Source organism: Chryseobacterium manosquense (genome assembly GCF_014623485.1).
GTDB lineage: Bacteria > Bacteroidota > Bacteroidia > Flavobacteriales > Weeksellaceae > Kaistella > Kaistella haifensis.
Window position 1 is genome coordinate 670,892 of the sequence record NZ_CP060203.1, and the last position, 25,558, is coordinate 696,449.

General features: G+C 35.9%; 20 protein-coding genes, 1 tRNA gene and 1 pseudogene. 13 read left to right on the forward strand and 9 right to left on the reverse strand.

All coding sequences use genetic code 11. The annotated features are described in order from the left end of the window. Positions 1–41 precede the first annotated feature (41 nt). From H0S70_RS03135 to H0S70_RS03145, 3 genes are all read right to left on the reverse strand, one after another. A complete protein-coding gene (locus H0S70_RS03135; protein WP_034871390.1) occupies positions 42–350 on the reverse strand; it encodes a helix-turn-helix domain-containing protein in 309 nt (102 codons plus the stop codon). Between the two features lie 24 nt (positions 351–374). Then, a complete protein-coding gene (locus tag H0S70_RS03140; protein ID WP_034871389.1) occupies positions 375–728 on the reverse strand; it encodes a helix-turn-helix domain-containing protein in 354 nt (117 codons plus the stop codon). Positions 729–979: 251 nt separating this feature from the next. After that, positions 980–1,825, reverse strand: a complete 846-nt coding sequence (locus H0S70_RS03145) for an RteC domain-containing protein (protein WP_188321666.1) — start codon at positions 1,823–1,825, stop codon at positions 980–982. Positions 1,826–2,168: 343 nt separating this feature from the next. Between H0S70_RS03145 and prmA the strand changes: the two genes are divergently transcribed. Next, complete coding sequence (prmA, locus tag H0S70_RS03150) at positions 2,169–2,996, forward strand: 50S ribosomal protein L11 methyltransferase (RefSeq protein ID WP_123247896.1); 828 nt, start codon at positions 2,169–2,171, stop codon at positions 2,994–2,996. A gap of 238 nt (positions 2,997–3,234) precedes the next feature. Beyond that, a complete protein-coding gene (locus H0S70_RS14420) occupies positions 3,235–3,360 on the forward strand; it encodes a hypothetical protein (protein ID WP_262891128.1) in 126 nt (41 codons plus the stop codon). A gap of 7 nt (positions 3,361–3,367) precedes the next feature. Here the strand turns inward: H0S70_RS14420 and H0S70_RS03155 are convergent, their stop codons facing one another. Further along, a complete protein-coding gene (locus H0S70_RS03155) occupies positions 3,368–4,714 on the reverse strand; it encodes an IS5 family transposase (protein ID WP_088263474.1) in 1,347 nt (448 codons plus the stop codon). 119 nt (positions 4,715–4,833) lie between these two features. Between H0S70_RS03155 and H0S70_RS03160 the strand changes: the two are divergent. The 6 genes and pseudogenes from H0S70_RS03160 to H0S70_RS14560 all read left to right on the forward strand — a co-directional run. Next, positions 4,834–5,244, forward strand: a pseudogene (locus H0S70_RS03160) (lipocalin family protein); the annotation flags it as partial. A 390-nt stretch (positions 5,245–5,634) separates the two neighbouring features. After that, the gene (locus H0S70_RS03165) at positions 5,635–6,540 is read left to right on the forward strand and encodes an IS1595 family transposase (RefSeq protein ID WP_188321667.1); all 906 of its coding nucleotides are present in this window, start codon (positions 5,635–5,637) and stop codon (positions 6,538–6,540) included. 348 nt (positions 6,541–6,888) lie between these two features. Beyond that, positions 6,889–7,440 (forward strand): hypothetical protein, encoded by a 552-nt coding sequence (locus tag H0S70_RS03170; RefSeq protein ID WP_188321668.1) that lies wholly within the window; start codon positions 6,889–6,891, stop codon positions 7,438–7,440. Between the two features lie 3 nt (positions 7,441–7,443). Beyond that, complete coding sequence (locus H0S70_RS03175) at positions 7,444–8,802, forward strand: Dyp-type peroxidase (RefSeq protein ID WP_188321669.1); 1,359 nt, start codon at positions 7,444–7,446, stop codon at positions 8,800–8,802. Between the two features lie 10 nt (positions 8,803–8,812). Next, positions 8,813–9,949: a catalase family protein gene (locus H0S70_RS03180; protein ID WP_188321670.1), complete on the forward strand. Its 1,137-nt coding sequence runs from the start codon at positions 8,813–8,815 to the stop codon at positions 9,947–9,949. Between the two features lie 63 nt (positions 9,950–10,012). Continuing rightward, positions 10,013–11,818 carry a 3-hydroxyacyl-CoA dehydrogenase gene (locus tag H0S70_RS14560; RefSeq protein ID WP_188321671.1) on the forward strand — a complete coding sequence of 602 codons (1,806 nt, stop codon included), beginning with the start codon at positions 10,013–10,015 and terminating at the stop codon, positions 11,816–11,818. 75 nt (positions 11,819–11,893) lie between these two features. On the opposite strand, the gene H0S70_RS03190 is transcribed toward H0S70_RS14560, so the two are convergent. Then, positions 11,894–12,841, reverse strand: coding sequence for an alpha/beta fold hydrolase (locus tag H0S70_RS03190; protein WP_188321672.1), 948 nt, complete (start codon positions 12,839–12,841; stop codon positions 11,894–11,896). Positions 12,842–13,020: 179 nt separating this feature from the next. Here H0S70_RS03190 and H0S70_RS03195 point away from each other — a divergent pair, with 179 nt between their 5' ends. Then, positions 13,021–13,167, forward strand: a complete 147-nt coding sequence (locus tag H0S70_RS03195; RefSeq protein ID WP_188321673.1) for a hypothetical protein — start codon at positions 13,021–13,023, stop codon at positions 13,165–13,167. Positions 13,168–13,352: 185 nt separating this feature from the next. Here H0S70_RS03195 and H0S70_RS03200 read toward each other — a convergent pair. Beyond that, positions 13,353–13,426 (reverse strand) — tRNA-Arg (locus tag H0S70_RS03200). 45 nt (positions 13,427–13,471) lie between these two features. Here H0S70_RS03200 and H0S70_RS03205 point away from each other — a divergent pair. The 3 genes from H0S70_RS03205 to H0S70_RS03215 are packed head-to-tail and all read left to right on the forward strand — an operon-like array spanning position 13,472 to position 17,270. After that, positions 13,472–14,518, forward strand: a complete 1,047-nt coding sequence (locus tag H0S70_RS03205) for an ABC transporter substrate-binding protein (protein WP_188321674.1) — start codon at positions 13,472–13,474, stop codon at positions 14,516–14,518. Between the two features lie 52 nt (positions 14,519–14,570). Beyond that, on the forward strand, positions 14,571–15,215 hold the full coding sequence (mtgA, locus tag H0S70_RS03210; protein ID WP_031501899.1) for a monofunctional biosynthetic peptidoglycan transglycosylase: 645 nt from the start codon (positions 14,571–14,573) through the stop codon (positions 15,213–15,215). 18 nt (positions 15,216–15,233) lie between these two features. Continuing rightward, positions 15,234–17,270, forward strand: a complete 2,037-nt coding sequence (locus H0S70_RS03215; RefSeq protein WP_123247517.1) for a recombinase — start codon at positions 15,234–15,236, stop codon at positions 17,268–17,270. Here H0S70_RS03215 and H0S70_RS03220 read toward each other — a convergent pair. The 3 genes from H0S70_RS03220 to H0S70_RS03230 are packed head-to-tail and all read right to left on the reverse strand — an operon-like array spanning position 17,248 to position 19,403. Beyond that, a complete protein-coding gene (locus H0S70_RS03220; protein ID WP_188321675.1) occupies positions 17,248–17,538 on the reverse strand; it encodes a hypothetical protein in 291 nt (96 codons plus the stop codon). The genes H0S70_RS03215 and H0S70_RS03220 overlap by 23 nt on opposite strands. A 2-nt stretch (positions 17,539–17,540) precedes the next feature. Beyond that, on the reverse strand, positions 17,541–18,644 hold the full coding sequence (gene recF / locus H0S70_RS03225) for a DNA replication/repair protein RecF (RefSeq protein ID WP_188321676.1): 1,104 nt from the start codon (positions 18,642–18,644) through the stop codon (positions 17,541–17,543). Positions 18,645–18,647: 3 nt separating this feature from the next. After that, entirely contained in the window at positions 18,648–19,403 is a 756-nt protein-coding gene (locus H0S70_RS03230; protein WP_188321677.1) for a UbiA prenyltransferase family protein, read from the reverse strand. A gap of 61 nt (positions 19,404–19,464) precedes the next feature. On the opposite strand from H0S70_RS03230, the gene H0S70_RS03235 reads away from it, so the two are divergent. Further along, complete coding sequence (locus tag H0S70_RS03235; protein WP_188321678.1) at positions 19,465–25,398, forward strand: alpha-2-macroglobulin family protein; 5,934 nt, start codon at positions 19,465–19,467, stop codon at positions 25,396–25,398. Positions 25,399–25,558: the final 160 nt, after the last annotated feature.

Sequence of the window (25,558 nt, forward strand, 5' to 3'; positions counted from 1 at the left end):
TTCACTGAATTGCATTACTTGGCACTCAAAGGCAGTGTTTGTCACTTATTGACGTTCATCTTAATTGTGGGTGGGTTAAAGCTATCTCTGATGAATTGATGAACATCAGACAATTTGTAATAAAGCTTTCCACTAATAGTATAATAGGGCAGTTTGCCGATGGAGCGATACCGTTGCAGGGAACGGTTGCTGATTTTCAGCATCTGAAGTAAATCCTGGTTATCGAGCAGTTCCTCGCCATCTATGCTATTACGTTTCTTCTGTAAATCATCTATATTATCGCCCAGCATATCAAGACGTCCCATTAAGCGTTCCATCCACGCCAAAAATTCCATTCTGTCAATATTCATAATGATATTTTTAAGGGTTCATACCTATTTTTTATCTGTCTTTAGCTTTCTGCCTTTTTCTATATAGCTTTTACCTTTTGCCATAAGCTCCTGTACAAATTCCTCACTACTCTGTATGGCGTTGGCATTAAGCATATCTTTTATGGATCCCATGGTGTAGAAATATTGACCGTAGATTTTTGAATAACTAATCTCGCCTTTGGTTCTCATACGCCATAAGGTTTTTTCGCTGATATGCAGGTATTGGCATACCTCGTGGTTATTGAGCCACAGGTCATCATAGCTTTTATCTTCCTGTCTTTTCAAATAGTCGGCAATGGCATTGATACGGCTATTTAGCTGTATCCACACGTCTTCTTCGATGGTTATTATTTTCATTGCATAGCTTTTTAAAGTTCACTATGCAAAATTGTGAAAGGTGGCAGTGTTTGTCAGCCAAGCCTTGCCAATTGGTTTGTCTGTTTTTTTAAAATTTTTACAATTAGGGAAAACCCTTGTTTAACAAGGTTTTTATGGGATTTTGGATATTTTGTAATGAAGTTTTGAGAGCATTTGCCAATTGGCAGATATGGGCAAAGAAAAAAGCAGTACGTTTTGGTACTGCTTTCAAACGGTTATTTTTGATATAGCTAAAGGTCTTTATCCATATATTCTTCGAGGGATATTTTAAGCTGGTCTAAAAATGCAGTTCTTGAACCTGCTCTTGTTTTCATTCGGTGGAAAGAATGATGAATATCATTTAAGGGAGTTCGGAATAGCACTTGAAAAATCAAAGCTAATTTTCGGATGCCTATTTTTCCGTATGCAATGGAATTTGAAGCATACAGAGCGTATATCAGTTCGATAAGTGCATTTTGAGAATTGGTCCACGAAATATCCTTGTTTGCATCTAAATTTTGTAGTATTGTATCGGGATTTTCTTCAGGATTTATTTTGGTAAGAGTGTAAGTATAAAGTAGTTCATTGGCAATAATATGTGCTATTTTGTTGTCGTAATATGTGGAGAAGCTAAGGTCAATTTCAAATACGCCACTCTTTAATCCATCGTGATAGTTAATCTTTCCTAGCCTGAAATAAGTGTGATCACGGTCGGTTCTGCCAGCACGGTAATATCTGTAGAAATCTTCATTGCAAATACTTTCTTTATATTCTAACTTGAGATTTTTTAAAACATTTTCATAATAACTTTGATGTATTTTACCATTACTCACGGGACAGGTAGTTTCTATCCGAAATACTTTATTGTAATAAATAAGTTTTCCAAGGATTTGCGGTTTAACATTCTTAAAGAAATCAACCTCTTGATCTTCATTTAAAAATCCAACTTGCAATACTTCAGTTTTAATAGCACACAACATTTCATTTAGAAACAAAGTCATTTGATATGCTTCATCAGATGACCGTATCATTTGAGAAGAAATTTTGTCCTCCTTATGCCGAATTTCTGATAATATTTTACTCAATATAATTTCCATAGCATAGATGTTTTTAAAGTTTGCAGAATTTTATTCAGAACTCATCTAGTTCTTGGTATGCCAAAATTTGGAAATAATATTGAAACCAACACCACAGGTTTACCACAGTGGGGGAATTTTCTTAAAGGTTTTTCTGGTTTGATAACAAACAAAAAGGGCAAAGACACAATGCACTTTACCCTTTTATTTTTATATTTGCAGTAATGATTTACAAGGTAATTAAGTGAAAGCAAGTGCAGTAAGCACCATTACTAAATCGTTACCGATAGGTTTTCCTGTTTTTGTAAACTACTCTTTATTAGCTGTTTTTAGCTATATTAATCTTTTTTACAAAAAAATTAAAATGAATAATTACTTAGAATTCAACTTCAAAATATCGCCTTTGCAACCTTGGAACGAAATCCTGATGGCCGAACTTATCGAGATCGGTTTCGACAGTTTCACTGAGGAACACGACGGAATTTTGGCATATATTCCAAAAGATCTTTTCAACGAAAATGACTTAAAGCAAATTCATCTCATTCAAAATCCGGAAATCAGTATTTCCTATACTTACCAAGAAATGCCCAATATCAACTGGAACGAAGAGTGGGAAAAGAATTTTGATCCGATCAATGTAGAAAATCAGGTTTCCATTCGCGCGGAGTTTCATGAAAATCAGAATCTCCCGCACGAAATCATTATCCAGCCGAAAATGTCTTTCGGAACGGGACATCACGCGACAACGTATTTGATGATTCAACAAATGCTTGATATGGATTTCGAGAACAAAACCGTACTCGATATGGGTTGCGGAACCTCGGTTCTTGCGATTTTTGCAAAGCAGAAAGGCGCGGGAAAAACCGTTGCCATTGATATTGATGAATGGTCGGTAGAAAATTCAAAAGAAAATGCCGTACGAAATAATGTAGAATTGGAGATTTCTCAAGGAACTGCCGATAACTTAGGCAACGAAAATTTCGATATTATTCTGGCCAATATCAACAGGAATATTCTAATTTCCGACATTCCGACCTACGTTTCCGTGTTGAACGATGGGGGACAACTCTTACTTTCCGGGTTGTGTTTCTTCGATGTGGATGATATTTTGGAAGTTTGCACCGAACAAAAATTGACTTTAAAAAGAAAACTTCAGCGGGAAGAATGGGTTTCCTTACTTCTTGAAAAATAGTAGCATCCGTCTCAACATTGAGGCGGTTTTTTTTTAGAATATTTAGCGACATCTACTTTTGTCTAAAAATTACGGTTCTTTTTAATGTTGCTTAGATAAATCTTAAGTAAGAAGCGCACTGATTTTATAGAACCTTCGATCTTATTTCCTTAAAACAAGTAGATAAAGAATATTTTATGTTGAACAAACAAGTTAAAAGCATAGTTTTTGCTATAATGCAATCATCAAAATTAAATTTATGAAGATTTCTAAGATTATTATTCTTCCACTAGCAGTTTTTGCAGGAATTTTCCTGCTCTATTCTTGTAAAACAGGGATGCCGGATGGAGCAGTTCCTATAAAAAATTTCGTTGCCGATAAATAGTCGTTCCTTAACAATATAAATATTTTCTTTTTATTGTGAAAAAATATGCAGCAAAGAGGAAATTCTGCAAAGAAAAATATAGCCAACGAAGATTGGCTTTAAGAATCTCCATCATTTTCTTCATATTCCAGGCAGTTGCTGCTAGGAAGGCATTGATTTGAGGCCCCGTTTCTCCCATAAAGTAATTTTTAGCCAGCCTGAAATCAGTTTTTAAATGTCCGATGATAGGCTCTATGGCAGCTCTGGTTCTGAATTTTTTGCGCTTTGTTTGTTTCTGGTAGAGGGTGTCTTTTTTTCTCGGTGGACCTGGAATGGAGATTTTCACTCCTTTTATTTCCGATTTCCCTTTTCCGCCACGGTCGTAAACCAGTTCTTTGGGAAGGGGTTGGCCACCTGTTTCCATTTGTTCCAAAAGTGGTTCAATGGTGTGACCATCATAAGGGGTTTGTAAAAATGCTTTAATTGCGAGAATGATTTTTTTTCCTTTATTAGCGGTGGTGATCAAGCCCACTTTATTCCCGAATTCGTATTGTTTATGCGCTTTTCCTTTGGCGATGCATTGGGTAAAAGGTTTGTGCAGGCTGTAAATTTTATCGGTACCTTTTCTTTCCTGAGTGACGGCTTTGGAGTAAAGAGCGAGTAAATCTTTGTAGAATTCTTTTTGTTCAGGAGTAAAGTTGCGCTCCAGTTCGCGTACCATCCTCAGGGCAATAGTCTTTAATCGTCTTGCAGATTTTCTTGCTCCTTTGGCTCGCTTAGGATGTTTGCCATTATAGGTGTCACGAACCAATTGTTTACTGACTTTCGTGTAGCGTTGTCTTTGTTTTATGCCTTCTTTTTCGGCTATTTTGTTGCAATAATCAATTACTTTCTTGCACAATTTTGCATCGGTGGGAAAAGTGGTATTATTCTCCTGAACAGTAGTGTCTGATAAAACAAAGTTCGAGGTCTTCGTCTTTACATCGTGCATCCTTACGCTGTAGGCGAAGATTTTCTCAATTCCCTTCTCGCCAATTCTTTTTCGGAAATGAACCAAATTGCTCGGGTCACACGGAAACTCGTGTTCAAAGAAAACCCTGCCACAAAAATATTGCATGTAAGGATTCATAATCCAGGCTTTTTCTAAAGTCTCATCGCCCAAATTGTAAAGGTGTTTCAGAAGCAGACAGCCCACCATAAACCGGATCGGATGGCTTGCGTTTCCTTTCTTGGAATATAGGGAGGCGAATTCTTTTTCAAAATAATTCCAATCAACTTTTTCTGCAAGCAAAACAAGTTCGTGCGTATTATCAATAAAATCTATCAACATAGGACGGAATAATTCTGGCAGTTTCTCTGGATTTTTTCCCAACATATTTGCAAGGTTTTAAGGCTCTAAGATACAAAAGCCTGCAAGAAAACACAAGTGAAATATTGATTAAAACACTAATATTCAATATGTTAAACACATTTTAAGGAGCGACTAAATACCTCGGAAAATGGTACGAAATCGCACGTTTCGATTTTCGTTTTGAGCGAGGTTTGGATAATACAACCGCCCAATATTCCTTGAATCCAGATGGCAGCATCAAAGTGGTTAATCGTGGATATAAAACCGCCGAAAATGAATGGAAAGAAGCCGTTGGTGAAGCTCGGTTCTTGGAGAATCCATCTGTTGGCCGTTTGAAAGTTTCTTTTTTTAAGCCGTTTTGGGGAGCGTATAATATTCTATCGATTGATGGAGATTACCAATACGCGCTGGTTGCGGGCGATAATCTGAAGTACCTTTGGATTCTTTCACGTGAGCAAACGATTCCTGATGAAATCAGAGAGAAATACCTTTCTTTAGCAAAAAAACTAGGTTACAAAACAGAAAATCTCATTTGGCCAAAACACGACAGATAATTCAAAACAAAAGAAAGTGGAGTGGTTTTTTCACTATTGTTTATACCTATTATCCTCCAAAAACGTAGGCATGATACAAAAGTTTCATCAGGAAGAAACTCGAGTATTATCAGCATGAAATCCATGTTTCATAGGCATGAAACTAGAGTCGCAATTTTTTGACCAAAATCACCCAAAATGAGGAACAGAAATATAAAGGTGTAAGGAAAAAAATAGGCACTTTTACTTCTTGAAAAATAGAAAAAACCTGCTTCGAGCAGGTTTTTTTTGCTTTGGATAGAATTAAATATGAATAGTTTTTTTTTGAATATTAAAATAAATAAAAACATTATATGAATATCCGTAATTTATCATAATTTTTGTATATTTGTAGTAATCAAACAATTAGATATGAATTTATTCAGTTTTTCAGCACATTTTGGGACAGAAGATGATTGTATAAATCATTTTAAATCTGAGAGAGATAAAATAGGACTCACGTGCAAATGTGGAAGCACAGAACATTTTTGGATAAAGAGCAGATTAAGTTATGAATGCAAAAAATGCAGAAGTCGAACTTCTTTGAAAAGCGGAACCATCATGGAAAATTCGAATTTGTCTTTTCTCATTTGGTACAAAACCATGTTTTTGATGAGTGTTACCAAGAAAGGATTTTCAGCCAAAGAAATCCAAAAACAATTGGGATTAAAGAGATATGAACCAGTTTGGGCAATGGTTCATAAGTTGAGAAAAGCCATGGGAAATCGAGATGCAAAATACACTTTGGAAGGAATGATAGAATTTGACGAAGCCTATTTTACAGTAGAATCTAGCGAAATAGAGCAGAAAAAAGGAATTCGTGGAAAAGGTTCAGTTGGGAAACAAAATGTAGCGATGATAGCAGAATCAACACCGTTAGAAGATATTGATACTGGAAAAAAAGAAAAACATGTTCGCTTCTTTAAAGCGAAGGTTTTAGATGGACACAGTGGAGAAGAAATCAATGAAGCCATTAAAGAATCTATAGATAATCAGAGTATTGTTTTTACAGATAAAAACACTTCTTATGTGGATATTTCAGATTTTGTAGAGCTTCATATTATGGAAAAAAGTTCAAAAGAAACTACCGAAGAAACTTTAAAATGGGTTCATATTGCCATTAGCAACGCCAAAAGAAATTTGTTGGGCAATTACCACAAAATAAAAAGAAAGTATCTTCAACTCTATCTCAACGAATTCATCTACAAGCTAAATCGAAGATATTTTGGAGATAGACTCTTTGAAAGGCTTATTATTGCTAACATTACAGGATTATGATTAAAAACGGATAATCAATTTAAATTTATACAATTTATCAAATATAAACCAGATTAGCACAAAAGTAATTTCCTAGTTTTTTAATTTCGTTAATTCAAATATATAATTGACAATTTTTGTTATCATGATTATTATTTTAAGAATGAAAAATATGGAGAGGAATTTTTTGTCTTTGAAAGACTGTCAATTGAAGTATTTTAATAAAGCTTAAAAATTCATAGTTTCAGTAGATAAAATACGAATTTCGGTACATTACGATAGATTGCTATGGCATAACATTTGTACTATTCTCCTCAAAATTATTGTTGATTTACAAAACAATATAAATCATTAATCAAAATCTTAATTATGAGTTTCATAGACAAAGTAAAATTGGCTGCCGAGTTAGCAAAGGCGAATTTCAGTGAAGGTATCGATGATGGTTATGACCATTCCACTACATCTGCCGGAAAAAAAGGGTTAAGATCCGGTCGTGTATCTGAGTTAACTGCGATGGCAGACCTAAAACCCGGAGGTGCAGAAAATCTCAGAACCATAATGGAAATTGCAGGCGGAGATCTGAAAGGTGCAACCAAAGTAGGAACGCTGCATGATCTTCGTATAGTTTTGTTTGATAACGATACCAAGATTCTTTTCTGCACGGCTTACGATGGTGATTGGGATGCTTATATTGATGATTTCGCTACAAAAATTCCACAGCTGATGGACATCATTTTCGGGAATATAGAAGGATGGCCAGGCATAAAAAACCCAAGTGTAAAACAGTTCATTCTAGACCATCAGATTACCGCGACAGGTTGGTATGTAGGTGTTCCGCATCTTACGGTGAATGATATAAGGAGAAATGATAAAATCATTAAAGGACTGAATAAGGCAATTGACGAAGCAAATAAAATCTAATCTATGGCACTGGAATTTTTAAAGCGGATTTTTAATCCCAATAAAGTAGAAATTGAGCTGAATGAAATACAGGCCTTAATTCTCAGAAGCCGACCTATACCATATTTCGGAACAGTGGGTATTATTGAAATCAAAGATGCTGTGGCAGCCAGACAAATGCTCCAAAAACTCTTGCCGATTGTGAGTTCTGCGGAAGACTGGCATAAGAATGAAGGCGCATCGGTTACTTTGACATTCACTTATAAAGGTCTGGAAAAAATCGGTGTCCCTCAAGAGTCACTCGATACTTTTCCCGAATCCTTCAAGGAAGGAATGGCAGAACGTTCCCGGTTTCTGTATGACATTGGAGTCAATGACCCTAAAAACTGGGAAAAGGTTTTTAGAAGATCACATATTCACATCGCAGCGGCAATTATCGCCAACAATGAAGAGGCGTGGAAAAGCAAGCTGGAGGAATTTCGTTCTAAATTGACGAATAACAGCGGCGTAGAAGTAATAATGAGCCACGATTTCGCCGTATCTGAAGAGGTAAAAAATGTATTCGGATTCAGGGATGGCATCAGCAATCCGGAGATTGAAGGCAGTGGGATAGATATGCCGCCCGGATTTGATCGTCCACTTAAAGCAGGCGAATTTATAATGGGCTATCCTGGAGAAGCAGGCTTCATAAAGCCATTTCCACAACCTGAAGTTTTAGGAAAGAACGGTTCTTTTATGGTTTTCAGAAAGTACCAGAGCCAAGTGGCAGAATTTAATCAATTCGTTAAAGAAAATTCTTCTTCGCCGGAAGAGGGAGAGCTCTTGGCTGCTAAAATGGTAGGTCGCTGGCGAAGTGGTGCACCTTTGGTTTTAGCTCCCGAAAAGGATGATAAATCGCTAGGAGATGATATGCAAAAAAACAATGATTTTTCTTTCAAGAATGATGAGTACGGTAAAAAGTGTCCGTTCAGTTCGCATATCCGCAGGATGAACCCAAGAGATTCCAAATCTTTTGTTTTGGAGGATGAACGTTTGCACAGGATTATCAGAAAAAGTGTAACTTTTGGCGACATTGTTCCGCCGGAGGTAACCAAAAATGACGGTAAGGAACGTGGACAGTATTTTATTGGCATTAGTGCCGATGCAATGGGAACACTGGAATTTCTTCAAAAACAATGGGCAAACGATGGTAACGCCCAAAATCTGGGAACAGAAAAAGATCCTATGATCGGTGTACAGGACGAAGACGCACTATTTTCTGTACCTGGAGAACCCCTCATCAAAAGATACCGTGGTTTGCAGACCTACAACATCGTGAAAGGCGGCGAATATTGTTTTATCCCAAGCATTTCTGCTTTAAAATGGATTAGCGAATTAAAATAAAAAAAGCACTATGGAAGAATACATCAAGTACAGTTACGAAGTGGAAGAAATTCCAGAAAATTTCGATGAGTATATTACCACCATTAATAACGATATCCGCGAATACATCAAAAATACGCCAAACCTAAGCAGGGCGACCCATCATACAAGAGATGCGCACGCCAATGGCTATGCAGTGCTGAAAGCAGAGGTTGAAATTTTGGATAATCTGCCCGAAGAACTGGCGCAGGGCATTTATGCGAAACCCGGAAAACACCAGGCAGCAGTTCGCTTTTCCAATGGTTCGTCCAGAGTTTTGCCCGATAAACTAAGCGGTAATGCACAAGGATTTGCTTTAAAGATTTTTGGGATAGATGGCAAAAAATTATCTCCCGGAGAGGAAGATTCTACGAATGTTGATTTCAACCTGATTAATAATCCGGTGTTTTTCTGCAACTCTGCAGAACATTATGTTTTCATTTCAAAGCTGTTTTTAAAGCTAAATGATTTCTTTGAAAAGGGGGCCTTGGGAAAATTGGAATTTGCCACACTTTGGGTCACCGAAAATAAAAAAGCATTTCCAAATTTTGAGGCTTTGAAGGAATTGGGCGCTCTTAAAACTTTTGAAAAAATCCCTTCCATCAACAGTTTTCTTTATGAATTTTACAGTATGGGAGCGGTACGCCACGGTGATTATATCGCCAAAGTAAGAGTGATCCCAACTGAGCAGACCAAGAACGCCATCACGCAAAAAGATATTGATCTAGACAGCGCAGAATGGCCGTACAGAAAAGGAATTATCAAAGAAATAGCTCAAAAAAACCTTACGTTTGAGTTGCAAATACAACTTTGCAAAAACCTGAAAGAAATGCCTGTGAATGACCTTACAAAAGAATGGTCGCAGGAATTATCACCATTCCGTACGGTGGCAAAAATCACAATACCAAAACAAACGGTTCCTGAGGATGGTAATTTTGAAATTATGGAAAATCTGTCGTTTACACCGTTCAGAACCATCGAAGAGAATTCACCGATTGGAAATTTACAGCGTTCACGGCAGTCAGCGTATGTAACATCTTCAACCTCAAGACACGAGCTAAACCACAAAAAACGTAAAGAACCAAAGAATTTGGAGGAAGCATTCAGTCCGGAGTTTTATCAATTTTAATTGAAAATGAAGATTGCTGAGTCCTAGTTCAGTAAATTTTATTACCAAAAATCAACCAAAATTATGAGCAAAATAAAAAATGTAACGGTAGCTGGAAGTGGTGTTTTAGGATTCCAAATTGCTTTTCAAACTGCAATTCACGGATTTGAAACCACTGTTTACGATATCAGTGATGAGGTGTTGGAAAAGGCGAAAGCAAAGTTCGAGGGCTTGGCCGAAAGTCATAAAAAGGATCTTGGCGCCACCGAAGAACAAATTACAAAAGCCAGGGAAAGACTGCACTATTCATCCGATTTGGCATTTGCCGTGAAAGATGCCGATCTTTTGATAGAAGCAGTGCCAGAAGATATTAAAATAAAAACGGAATTTTATAAGCAACTCTCCGCAATTGCACCGGAGAAAACCATTTTTGTAAGTAATTCATCCACCTTGTTGCCAAGTCAGTTTGCTGAGGTGACAGGAAGACCGGCTCAATACCTTAACCTGCATTTTGCCAATCAAATATGGTTGCGAAATACGGCGGAAATTATGCCACATCCAGGAACCGACGAAAAAATAACCGAGGAAATAGTCGATTTTTCAAAGGCGATAGGGATGGTGCCTATTTTGGTAAAAAAAGAAGTTCCAGGTTATGTGCTCAATTCTTTATTAAATCCATTTCTGAATGCCGGAATGCAGCTTTGGATTGGCGATTATGCTACGCCAGAAACCATAGACAAAACCTGGATGCTGGGAACAGGTTCGCCTTACGGACCAATGGCTTTGTATGATATTATCGGATTGACGACACCATACAACATTTACAAACTGCAAGTAGAGAAGGGCAAAACAGATGATAAGATTGTTCTGGATAAACTTAAATCAACTTTCATCGACCAAAATAAACTGGGAATTTCTACTGGCGAAGGCTTTTACAAATATCCAAATCCTTCGTGGCAAAGTCCAGATTTTTTGAAAGTGCCGGAAGCCGATTTATCTAAAATCGATATCAAAAATGTTGTGGTGGCTGGAAGTGGCATTCTCGGTTTTCAGATTGCGGTGCAGTGCGCTTATTTCGGCTATAAAGTCATGGTTTATGATGTTAATGATGAAGCTTTAAGTAAAGCCAAAAACCGTTTTGATGTCTTGGCTGAAGAATATAAAAAATACCTGAAAGCTGATGAAGGAAAAATCGAAAATACCAAAAATAATCTCACTTATTCGACAGATTTGAAAGCTTCTTTACAGGATGCTGATTTATTGATAGAAGCCGTACCGGAAAGCATCGATATCAAAAAAGATTTCTGGGAAAAAGCTTCTGAGCACGCGCCGGAAAAAACCATTTTCGCGAGCAACTCGTCCACACTTTTGCCGAGCAGATTAAGCACATTTACCGATCGTCCGGAAAAATTCATCCATTTACATTTTGCCAATCATATAATGGTTCGTAATACGGCAGAAATAATGGGTTCTGATCAAACCGACCCAACGGTTTATAACGAGATTGTAGAGTTTGCAAAATCCATTGCTATGCTTCCCGTGGAACTGAAGAAGGAAAAATCGGGCTACGTTCTGGATTCTTTGTTGATTCCGCTTTTGGTGGCTGGTCTTGCGCTGTGGGCGAATGACGTTGCCGATCCTGCAACAATCGATAAAACCTGGAGAATAGCAACAGGTGCTCCTTTTGGACCGATGGCCATTTTAGATTTGAATGGGATGAACACCAATTACAACATCTTAAAAGAAATCCCGGGAGAATTAACACAGAAAATAGCAGAAAAGCTAAAAACCGAACTTATCGACAAAGGAAAACTTGGTCAGCAATCCGGCGAAGGTTTTTACAAATATCCTGATCCGGAATGGCAAAGCAAGGATTTTTTGAAAGCTTAATAAATGCTAAATTTCCATTATAAACTAAGTATTTTAATTATTAATCAATTATTTTTAATTAAAATACTTTTTTGGTTATGATATTTTTTCATAGAGCCAATCTTTTATACTTTCATAGACAGATTCTTTAATATCTTCATTAAGTATTTCGTGCCGCATAGCAGGATAAATTTTTGCATTAACATCTGTAAATCCATCTTTTTGCATTTGTGTTACCGTTTTTTCAACACCTTTTCCGAAGTTTCCTATCGGATCATCAGCTCCGCTTACAAAAAGAAAGGGAAATTCTTTTGGTATTTTTTCTGCCCATTTTCTTTCCGTTGCCTGTTGGTTTAGAGAAACTAATGCGTAAAAACCATTATTGGTAAAAGGTACTCCGCATAGGCTGTCCCGGCAAAATGATTCACGGTTGGATTTGCTGAGGCTCAGCCAACTGGTAAGGTCGCCATCTTTCTCGCCTTTAAAATGTTGATTATTAATTTTTGTAAAAGTTTGGTTGATGAATTTGCTCCTGTGTTTTGGGGCAATAATATTGTTAATGGACAGGAAAAATTTAGCCAAACCGATTCCGTTGATTTTTCCTCCCGTTCCCACGATGACCGCGCCCTTAAAATCAGCTTCCTGATTCTGAAGTAAGCATCTTGCAATGAAAGACCCCATAGAATGACCTAGTAAAAAGTGAGAAATTTTAGGGTAGTTGTTTTCTAAAAATGCTGCCATCGTTGCGGCATCGTCTATCAGTTGCTGCTTGGGATTTTCTTTTTGAAAATAGCCAAGTTCTTCCCGATTTTTCGCCGTTTTTCCGTGTCCGAGATGGTCATATAATAGAACTGCAAAACCGTTGTTCGCCAGATATTCTGCAAAATTTTTATAACGACCGCTATGCTCCTGCATCCCGTGTAGTATAAGAACAGTAGCCTTTGGAGGTTCATTTATTGGTTCAAATAATTCATAAAAAAGTTGGTGCGTACCTGAGTTGGCAATTTTTTGCCTTTTTATATAGCCTGATGTATGTTTTGCCATAGTCGGTTGGTTTTGTACAAAGATAAATATTCTGCCTTTGCGAAAGGAAGAATCGAATAAAGTTAGAAAAATGGGTTATTGCAGTCAATCTCTTTTATAGATTTAATAGAGATGCGTATTAGCACGAAAAAACTTAGACAAATTCTTTGCCACATACATCACAGGTTGGTCATAAAAAAATGAGCTTTAAGCGAATCACCAATGTTAATATTGCCAAATCATTTGTCTTTTTTATCTTCATCGATGAGGACAACGACATCCAAAAAAATTTTGATGGTTCGTTATTTAATGAATTAATGGAGGCAGAAATAAGTTTTGACTTATGATATTTTTAATCAGGGATTCAGGCAAGTGCGTATTTTTTGTGTTTAGAGTATCAAATTAAAAAAAATAATAAAATATTAAACAATCCACTTGTTCTCGTCTGCATTTTTCCACACTTTTCTGACGATCTACGAGAGAAATAAAAAAAACCGACAAAGAAGTGGAAAATCTTCAAATGTCGGTTTTGTGACCTCGACAGGATTCAAACCTGTAACCTTCTGAGCCGTAATCAGATGCGCTATTCAGTTGCGCCACGAGGCCGTTTTTAGGTTTGCAAATATAACACTTTTTTGTTTTCTTTGGGAAATGAAAACCACTTTTTTTTACATTTTATCAATTTTTGTTTTATTTTCCTGTAAAAAACAGGAAGTTACCACTCCGGAAAATTGGCAATCAATTTCCGAAAATGTGCGTTTTAAAGACGACGGCACAATTTATCAGCTGAAATCTGGTAAATTTAATTATCAATTTGCTCAATCGAAGCTTCCATTCAAAAAGGTAATTCTGTTAAATGCAAGTTTGGTGGGATATTTCACCGAATTGGGTTTGGAACAATCGATTATCGGAATTTCCAGTCCGGAATATGTATATTCCAACAAAGTCCGAAATTTAGTGGAGAGCGGAAAAATCCAGAATATGGGTAATGAGCAGAAATACGATCTCGAGAAAATTATCGCGCTGAAACCCGATGCGATTTTCACCAATTATATTTCAAGTTTTGACAATACTTATGATTTAATCAGGAAAAATGGGATTGAAATTATTTTTCTTGATGAATATTTGGAACAAAACCCTTTAGAAAAATCAAAATATCTTTTGGTTTTCGGAAAACTTTTTAATAAAGAGAAATTGGCTTATGAAAGGTTTAATGAAATTCAAAACAATTACCAAACATTAAAAAAAACTGCTGAAAATTCCACGAAAAAACCATTGGTTTTAGCCAATGAAATGTATGGGAATCAGTGGTTTCTTCCGGGCGGTAAAACCAACTTAGCACAATTCATCAAGGATGCTAATGCACAATATATTTACTCAGAAAATACCGATTCTAAAGCCGTTCCGATGAGTTTTGAAGAGGTTTTTGCGAAATCTGAAAAGGCGGAATATTGGATCAATATCGGAAATCATCAAACCAAAAAAGAGCTTTTGCAGATTAATCCCAATTATGCGAAAATGAAGGTTTACAATGAAGGAAAATTGTACACCATCGCCGGAAAAGAAAATGGCAAAGCCAACGATTATTTCGAAAGTGGATCGGTTCGCGCCGATTGGGTGCTGAAAGATTATATTAAAATTTTTCATCCGGAGTTGTTTCCAGCATATAATTTAACTTTTATGAAAGAATTAAAGTAAATTATATTTCTATTTTTGCAGCAGAAACAAAGACTTGTAGAACGAATTAATTATGTGGACGAAAATTAAAAAACTGATTTACATTATTATCCTCGCAAATATTCTTTTTATTGTTTGGGGAAAATTTTTCAATCCGCCTTTTACCATTACTCAAATCGGTGGCTTATTGGAATATGGCAAGCTGAAACGCGATTATATTTCCTATAATGAAATGGGAAATAATGTGAAAAAAGCAGTGTTAGCTTCGGAAGATCAAAGTTTTTTCAGCCACAATGGTTTCGATTATAAAGCGATTGAAAAGGCGATGAAACATAATGAACAGGGCAAAAAACTGCGTGGTGGAAGTACCATTTCGCAGCAAACCGCGAAAAATATTTTTCTTTGGCAGGGTAGGAGCTGGTTTCGCAAAGGACTGGAAGCAGTTTACACCTTCATTATTGAGCTTGTTTGGGGCAAAGATGTGATACTCGAGCGTTACTTAAATTCCATTGAAATGGGGCAAGGTGTGTTCGGTGTGGAAGCTGCTTCGCAGTATTATTTTAATAAAAGTTCAGCTAATTTAACCAAGAGCGAAGCCGCATGGATTGCCACAATTCTTCCGAATCCGAAAAAATACGACCCGAAAAATCCATCAGCATATCTTAATAAAAAGCATCGATGGATTATGCGCCAAATGAATCATGTAAGTTTGAAATAATTTATCTTTGTACGGAATATGCCATTTTACCGACAAAATAAGATAAGTTTTAATGAAACACTAGTCAAGTATTTCAGTTTCCGAAATGAAACGAAATCCTTGGAGCCGCTTTCTGAGTTGATGCTCAGTTTGCGAAAATCAGATTTTGAGGAAATTCTGGATTTTCTAAGAAATTCTCCAGAAATTGCGGAAAATTTGGGGTATTACTTTCATCAAATTTTCGAGGGGAAACCTTTCAACCTTTCACTTACTGAAGCCAATATTTTATCAGAAAACGCTTTTTTTCCGGAATTTAAAAAGAGAATACTTAATCAGATTTTGCCCGCCGTAGAAAACGAAAATACGGTGTGGTTTCTGGTCGATTTCACTTCGGTACGGCCAACCAAGGATTTGGAATATTTGAGAAATCTTAAGGAAAATCAGTTGGACGAGTTTTTTACGCTCACAGGAATTGATCGTTTTATTACCTATCCAAAAGTCAAGCACGAACTTTTATTCTCGATGAATATTTTGGCGTGGCGCGTCATCGGAAATGCGATGGATGTAGAAGTCGTAAATATGGCTCCGCAATACCGAAAGTTCGATAATCCTTTTCTGGCTTTACAGGATGAATTGGATATTTTGAATAGTAACTACAAGCAAAATCCTGATTTTTTTCTTACTTCCAAAGATGTTCATTATAAACAAATAAAAGTCTATCTTCAGCAGTGTTTCGACTTTGTCACTTTAGCGTTCAAAAACTCGGCTAAGTATGGAATTTCCAGCAAAATTAATCAGTCATTGCTCAAAATTAGGCAACAACTTGAAAGAATGGCGGATATTCTGAATGTGATGGTGATGGATGATGAGAAAGATGCGTTGATTAAGTCTAAACAGTTGTTTTTTAATATATTACAATACAAATCTCACAAAAACAATATTCGTGATTTGGTGGACGATAGTACCACCTTAATATCGCATTTAATCACAAATCATACCGCAGAAACTGGTGCACATTACATTACCTCGACCAAAAAAGATTATGTAAAAATGTTCCTAAAATCTAGTGGTGGAGGGATCATAGTTGGTTGTTTGGTGGTGCTGAAATTGTTTTACGGCTCGCTTCCCGGAAGCGATTTTTCCCATGCGATTTTATATGCAACCAATTATGCGATGGGTTTCATCATGATTTATTTGATGGGTTTTACTCTGGCAACCAAACAGCCAGCGATGACGGCGGCTACCATGGCGAAAGTACTTTCTGAAGGTGAAAACACCAAAAGAAATTACCGAGATTTCGCGCATCTGGTTTCCAAATTGTTCCGGTCGCAGTTTATTGCTTTTATTGGAAATGTGGTGTGGGCTTTTCCTGTTTCATTAGCGATTATTTATGGTTTGGATGTACTTTTTCAGCAGAATTTTGCTGCGGAAAAAGCCACGAAAATTTTGCAAGATCACGATCCTTTTCAGTCGAAGGCTATTTTCCATGCTTGTATCGCAGGATTTTTTCTTTTTATTTCAGGGATTATCTCTGGAAACGTGGGCAACAGCTCAGTCTTTTATCATATTCCAAAAAGAATTGCCAAAAATCCTTTTCTCAATTATTTTCTTGGTGAAAGAGTGTCCAAAAACCTTTCAGATTTTTATGCACGAAATTGGGCGGGAATCATCTCTAATTTCTGGTTTGGCGTTTTCCTGGGAATGACGGGACCTATTGGGATTTTCCTTGGTTTAGATCTGGATATTCGTCACATTACTTTCGCTGCAGGAAATGTCGCTCTAGGTTTTTATGGCAAAGGATTTTCGGTTGACGCTTACACGTTTTGGATTTCAATTTTCACCGTTTTTCTCATCGGATTTTTCAACTTTTTGGTGAGCTTTGGGTTGTCGATGATATTGGCATTCCGTTCTAGAAAAGTGAATTTGGGTGAATTAAAAGAAATTTACAAAGAAATTTTCCGATATTTTATGAAAAACCCGCTGAGATTCTTCTTCCCGATTCGCTCCGCCGTTTTGGATATTCGCGCGAAAGAAATGGTGGAAAATACGGTGTCTACAAAATCTGAAGATCATTAAAATTTTCTTCGCCAAATTTTTCCTGGAACTTCGTCAGAAAGAAAGTTTTTCGCATTCGGAAATCGTTTTTCAACAGCGGTGATTTTATTTTGATTTCTAAGGTTTTCTTATGAAGATTCACCGATTCTATTTCACGAAAAAGAGCCTCACTAAGGTATTCTTGCAGGAAATCTTTCACTTCGAAAGCCAAAAGTTTCTCTTCGAAACCATAGATTTTCGCAAATGATTTCACCAATTCCGAAGACTGAAATTCTCTTTTCTTTTTCATGATTAAATTTCAAAAATTTTCGATTCTTCGTTGATGTTTTTCACCAGTTTCTCGGTTCTTTTTTTGCTTGTATCGGTAATGAAAATTTGTCCGAAATGCTCCTGATTTACCAAATCAATCAATTGGGAAACGCGCGTATCATCCAGTTTATCGAAAATATCGTCGAGCAGCAAAATAGCTGTTTTCCCGGTTAATTCTTTAACCCGGTTCATTTGTGAAAGTTTCAAAGCGATTAAAAAAGATTTCTGCTGACCTTGGCTTCCAACTTTTTTGATGGAATTTCCGTTCATTTCAAAAAGCAGATCGTCCTTGTGAATTCCTTTGGAAGTGTATGTTAGAATTCGGTCTTTTTCTAGGCTTTCCTTTAAAATTTGTCGGAATATTTCTTCGGGTTTTTCTGTCTGCAAATCATCAAGAAGATGGGATTGATAAACTACGGTCACCTTTTCATTTCCTTTGGAAATAATTTCGTAATAACTTTGAATCAAAGGTAAAATAGAGTCTGTAAACTCCTTTCTTTTCTCAAAAATTTTGGTTCCGTATTTAATTAAAGGCTCGTTATAAATTTCCAGACTTTCCGCATCGAAGGAGCGGTTTTTAGAGAAATTTTTTAGCAAAGCATTTCGCTGTTGAACGGTTTTTTGATATTGAATTAAACTGAATAGATATTCCGAATCGGTTTGCGAAATCATCGAATCTAAAAACTTTCTTCGACTTTCCCCGGAATCAGAAATCAAATTAGAATCGTAGGGCGAAATTATCACACTTGGCAAAAATCCGATGTGATCGGCAATTCTATCGTATGATTTATCGTTTTTCTTAATGATTTTTTTAGAATCTTTCGGAAGTTGAATTTTCAAAATATTTTCCTTTTCACCATCGAAAATTTCACCTTCAATGGTAAAGAAATCTTCATCGGTCCTGATATTGTTCAGATCCGTATTCGCCAAGAAACTTTTCGCTACGGAAAGGTAATGCAACGCATCGAGCACATTGGTTTTTCCTGCACCGTTGTTTCCTACAAAGCAATTGATTTGCGAAGAAAATTCAAAAAATTTCTCGGCATGATTTTTAAAATTTATTAAATGAAGTTTTTGGATAACCATTTGTCAAAAATACTTCATTAAAATCAGAAATAAAAGTGGCAAGCCGGAACACGTTTCCACACCGAACGAAAAGTAAGCATCCGGCTTTTGAGTTTCAGAAAAATAAATAAAAAGAAAAGTAATGACAGAAGTAAGGAAAAAAGCAATGGCGAATAGGATTTTAAGTGAAAAAATCGCAATCAACAAACTGAGAAAAATTAGAAAATAGGCGAGAAATTTGGTTTTTTCAACACCGATTAAAATCGGAAAGGTGATGACTTGATCGTCTTTCATATCGCGGATGTCAAATGGTAAAACCAGCGCCGTAACAAACAATAAACTAATAAAAAAAATCTCGGGATTAAATTCGGGTACGATAAGCCAAGAATTAATTAAAGCCCAGGTTAAACCTACGTAGAAAACCTTTAACAATGGGATTTTCCGGATATAATTTTCTAAAAAAGATGTATTATAAAGCAAACCTAAAATTACAATTAAAAACCATTTTAGAAGCCGAATTTCATTGTGATTCAATAAAATAAGAACCGCTGAAACAATGCCACAACATATATTGAAAACCAATATTTTCCAATAATAACGATGATGCTGATATTTCGTGTACAAGTAACCGCTGAAAAAAGTAATGAAAATGAGGATTACCGTTGGCAATCGGAACAAATTTTGCTCGAACATGAAAAACAGAGCCAATGCAGTTCCCATCAAAGAAACATAAATCTGGCTATCGATCACATATTTTTTCAGTAAATTTAGAAACTGCATTGATGCAAATTTAACCAATAATTTCTTTCGCCATCCTAAAGCTAGTTTAGCACCATTTTTTATGAAAAATCTCACCAAAATTTTCAGTCTTTTTCTTTTGATGATTTTCTTTGCGCCTCTTTTTGGGCAAAAATATTACGATGATCAGTGGAAAAAAGTAAGCGATAATTACAAAACCGGAAAGTACAAATCCAACCTTCCCATTATTTTAGAAATTCAAAAACAAGCCATGAAAGATGAAAACATCAACCAATTGATCCGCTCGCTGAAAGCGGAATTCAGTATTTCCAACCAAACGTACGATGATGGTGACAACGATGCTACGAGCCGTTTTTTCAAGAAACTTTCAACATTTGGGGAAACACTGAAAGGTGATCAGAAATTGGTTTTTCAGGTTTTATTGGGGGAGTTCTTTTGGGATTATTACCAAAATAATTCTTGGGAAATCAACCAAAGAACGAATTTCGATAACCAAGATTTTGCACAAATAGAAACCTGGAGCAAACTGGATTTTAAAAATTTTTTAATTAAAAATTTTTCGATTTTAAATGCGGAAAAAGATTATTTAAAGAAAATAAAAACTTCTGATATCAAAGAAATTTTCGAAAATAAAAATGATTTGGAATATTTTCCGACCTTATTTGACTGGAGTTTTTCTAATGAAATTGAATTTCTTAAAAACACTGATCTTTTCACTCCGAACGAATTAAAGCAAAATCAAACCAGAATTTTATCGAATTATGAGGAATTGATTTTAAATAATTCTGGGAATTCAAAACTCTATTTCCAGCATAAGAAACTGAATGATCAATGCAGATTTACGAACTGCAAAGACCGACTTTTGCAGTTGCAAAACCTTGCGAAATCCAATATTGATGGGGATTACAAATTAATGATTATTGCGGATATTGTGGATCTTTTAACTGCAGATAAAAAATTTGCAGAAGCGCTGCAATGGATTGAAAATGGAAAAAAACAATATCCAAAATCGCAGTTCTTTAACAATCTGGAAAACAGAAAAAATCAGATTCTCAATCCTACTTTAGCCATAAAATATGAGAAACATACGCAGGCAAATTTGCCAATTCATCTGGTTGCCCAAGCGAAGAATGTTGATCAGTTTTCATTAAATATTTATGAGGTGAAAGATGACGTAACAAATTTCTTGAAATATGTTTCGAATTCTTATGATAAAAATATTTTTTCAACGATCAAGAAAACATTGGTAAGAAAAGAAACTTTCAAACTTCCGAACTTGAATGATTTCCAAAATCACCAAACTTCATTAGAAATAAAGCCACTTCCGTCGGGGATTTATGTGGTGGAATATGTTGTAGAAAACGGAATTCGAGAGCATTTTTACTTTATTGCGACTTCTTCTAGATTGATTTATGACCAAAAAGATGACAGAAAATCCATTGAAGATCGCCTAAAATTAGTCAATCGCGAAAACGGAAAACCGATTTCTAATGAAGGTTTGAAAATCTTCGAATATTCTCGTGGAAAAACCGTCAATACCTATAATATTAATTCCGATAATGCTGCGAATTTCAAATTTCCGGTTTCTAAAGATAAAGATTATTACCGCTATTTTTTGGTACAACAACCGAAATCCAACGATTTCAATTTGATTCAAACTTATGGAAATCAATATTATGGAGAAAATAAAATTGATGATCGCGAACAGGCACAGATTTTCCTTGACCGTGCGATTTACAGACCGGGACAAACTGTTTATTTTAAAGTAATTGCCACTGCTTTCAACGGAGAATCCAAAAAAGAAAATGTAGTTTCCAAATCTAAACTCAATATTATTTTAAATGATGCTAACGGTGAAGAATTGAATAAACAGCAATTGGTTACCAATGAATTTGGTTCTGTTAATGGAAGTTTCACCTTGCCTCAAGGTAAACTGAATGGTGAATTCAGCATTGAGGTGGATAATGATGATGAAGATTCGGACTACCTAATCGATGGAATGAAATATTTCAGGGTTGAAGAATACAAAAGGCCGAAATTTGAAGTCACTTTCGAACCAGTGAAAGATGAATATAAGTACGGGGAAACCATTGAACTGAAAGGAAAAGCAATGATGTTTTCCGGAATTCCATTGAGTAATGCTAACGTAAATTATGAAATTAAGAAACAGAATATTCGTTGGAGATATTTCTGGTGGTATCCGCGCGGAAACGATAATGAGAATTCTATTCTGGGCGAAGTAAAAACCAATGAAAAAGGTGAATTCATTATAAAAGTTGATCTGAAAAAAGATGAAACTTTAGAAGGAATCCAGATTGATAATTATCAAATCAATGCTTCGGTAACGGATATTAACGGAGAAACGCAATCGGAAACAACCAACGTGAAAGTGGCTTCGGTTTCACACTACATCAAAGTGGATGATGTGAAAGATACATTTGCCGGTGAAAATTTGAAAATTAAGGTTGAAACCAAAAATTACAATGACCAGAATTTAAAAAAATCATATCAGGTAAAATTGTCGAAACTACAACCGAAAGAAAGAATTTTCCGAAGCAATTTCGAGAATGAAATTCAGGATTTACCGCAACTTTCGAAGGCAGAATTTATCCAAAAATTCCCGCATGATTATTTTGACAAATCGGAGAAAGAAAATAGAGTAGAAAAAGTAATTTTTGAAAAAAATCAAGAACCGAAAACCGATACTTCGGAATCAAAAAATCTTGATTCTAGTGTCTTGAATCTTGGCTCTTTATCAGCAGGAAAATATAAACTTGAACTCTTTAATATCGAAGGAAAAGACACGATAAAAACCGAAAAAACTTTCGAAGTTTTCGATAAAAGATTCCTCACCGATTCTCAAAAACCTTTCCTGAAAATCATTCAGCCAAAATTGGAATTTCACCGAAATGAAAAGGCGACTATCTACGCTTATTCGGCAATTCCAAATGCGTTGGTCAACATTTATGTGCAGAATGGAAATGGAAAGACGGTAACCGAACAGAAAACTTTCAAAAATGGAGTTTTAGAATATGAATTGGCTTTCCCGAAAGACGAAAACATCGATCAGATCAATGTTCAGTTTCAGTTGGTAGCTTTCAACGATGTGCAAACCGAATCGGTGAATCTGAAAATTAAGTCTGATAAAAAACCTTTGCGGATTGAAACGGTGACTTTCCGCGATAAACTGCAACCTGGTTCAAAAGAAAAATGGACGGTAAAAATTCTCGGGGAAGATAAAGAGAAAATCAATGCTGAAGTTTTGGCCAATATGTACGACAAATCTTTGGATCAGTTTGCGGTGAACAATTATTCTTGGCAACAACTTTACCAAAAATATTTCATTATGAATTCTTATGGAATCAATGAAAATTTGGCGCAGGAATTTTACAACAGACGCGTTCCGTATTTAAAGCAGAAAAGTGTGAATTTCCCTAACTTTAATTGGTTCGATGGTGGAATTTATGGTATTTCGAGAATAAGACCGCAGGTGGAATCCGTGTCAGTTCTGCGAAATCAAGAAGGTGCAAAAGACGCTTCATATGCTCCACCACCACCACCAGCTACAAGGGCTACCGCGAAAATGGAAACATTGGAAAGTGTTGTTCCTGAACCTGTAAAGGCTCCAAGAATTGACCCAGAGTCATCTTCTACAGAAAATTTAGAAAAAATCCCAGTCCGTCAAAACCTGAACGAAACCGCATTTTTCTATCCAAATTTAATGACGGATAAAGACGGAAATGTCACCTTTGAGTTTACTTCTCCAGAAGCTTTAACACAATGGAAATTGATGTTTCTAGCGCATACCAAAGATGCCAGAGCAGCAGTTTTAGAAAAAGAAGTCGTGACGCAGAAGGAATTTTCTGTAACGCCGAATTATCCGAGATTTTTGCGTGAAGGCGACGAATTGAATCTGCAATCGAAACTTTCTAGTTTGGTGGATAAAAAACTCGCTGGAACTGCGCAATTACAGATTTTAGATGCTTTTACAAACGAAGATATTTCCGGTAAATTTGGTTTAAATGAAACTCAGAAATCTTTTGAATTAAAAGAATTGGGAAATTCGGTGATCAACTGGAAACTGAAAGTTCCGAAGGATGTTTCTTCAATGATCATTAAAGTCGTTGCTAAAGCCGGTAATTATTCGGATGGCGAACAAAAAGCAATTGCCGTTTTGCCGAACAGAATGTTGGTAACCGACGCCGTTCCTGTTTTTGTGAAAGAAGGACAAACCAAAACTTTTGTTTTAGAGAATTTGAAAAATAATACTTCTAAGACCGCAACCAATGTTGCTAATACATTAGAATTAACGACCAATCCGATTTGGGAAGTGATTTTTGCATTGCCAAGTCTTAAAAATGATAACAATCTTTCTGCTGATGTAGTTTTTAATAAATGGTTTGCCGATGTTTTGGCGTCTGAAATTTTCAAAGCCAATCCGAAGTTGAAAATAGTTTTTGAGGAATATCAATCTAAAGGTTTATTGAATTCAAATCTTGAGAAAAATCAGGAGCTGAAACAATTATTGCTAGAAGAAACGCCTTGGGTTTTGGATGCTAAAAACGAAACCGAACAAATGGCAAAATTGGCAAGATTGTTCGATGCGAATAATATGCGAAATTCCATCAACGATGATTGGAGCGAACTGAAAAAATTGCAAAATCCTGATGGTGGTTTTTCGTGGTACGCTGGTTACCCGAGTTCATATTATAACACTTTGTACATTTTGAAAAATTTAGGCAGAATTAATGAATGGTTGAAAGGAAATTTAGCAGATTATCAATCTACCGAACAAAAACAAATGGTTTCTCAATTGGTGAAATATGTCGACAATGAAGTAAGCAGATTTTATGAAGTAAAAAAAGAAAATGTTTGGAGCAATTATGTCTTAGATTATTTGGATACTCGTCATTATTGGGAAAAAGAATATCCGTTGAAAGGTGATGGCAAGAAAATGAAAGATTTAGTGATTTCAAAAGCTAAAACAGCTAAAATTACAGACTTTACGTTCTTCGGTTTACACAGAGCAGCATTGCTTTTTGATGCTTACAATTTAAAAGATGTTTCTAAAAAACTAATAACTTATCTTAAAGAGACTTCTGTACAAAGTGAAACTCAAGGGGTGTATTGGAAACAAAATCTCAATGATTGGGGTTGGTATTCTTCAAAAACAGTCAATCACGCTGGTGCTTTGGAAGCCTTCAATAAATTGACTTCTGATCAAAATTTTGTGGAAGAAATGAAAATATGGCTTATCACCCAAAAAGAAGTTTCAAATTGGGATACTTCCAGAAGTACTGCCGAAGTGATTTACACGATTCTTAATTCAGGTAAATCTTGGACTGCCGCTGAAACCAAAGGTTCGGCGATTGAAATGAGCAAATCTGATAAAGCCACCATCATTTGGGGCGGAAAAGAACTCACTAATCCTGATACAAAAGCGACTGGTTATTTGAAATCTGCGGTAAAATCGGATAAATTAGATAAAAATTTGGCAACTGTTACGATTACCAAACCAGGAGCTGGAATTGTGCAAGGTGGTTTATTCTGGCAATATTACGAGGATTTAGATAAAATTAAATCTTCTGAAACTTATATTTCCATCACCAAAGAATTGTACAAAAAAGTGAAAACCGTAAATGGTGAAGAATTGCAAAAAATTACAGAAAATGCTCCGCTAAAAATCGGCGATAAAGTAACGGTTAGAATGATTCTGAACACCGATAGAAATATGGAATTTATTCATTTGAAAGATATGAGAGCGGCAGGTTTTGAACCAGTTGATGTACTTTCTGGCTATCAATGGAAGAATAATTTGGGTTATTATCAAGTCACCAAAGATGCTTCCACTAATTTCTACATCGAATATATGCCGAAAGGAAAATACGTTTTCGGGTACGATTACATTTGTAATGCTGTCGGAACGTTCAGCAATGGAATTACGACGATGCAGAACTATTACGCTCCTCAAATGAATGCTCACACACAAGGAACGAAAGTTTCGATAACTGAATAATTTGTAATTCTAAAAATATCAATAAAGTCGGGCTTTTTGCTTGACTTTTTTTTTAAAACTTAATCCTTGAAGGATTTTAAATAATTCAAGGATTGCCAGAAATAATGCTTTTCAAATTTTTTTATTAAAATTTTCTTATGATAAAATATAGTTTTTTACC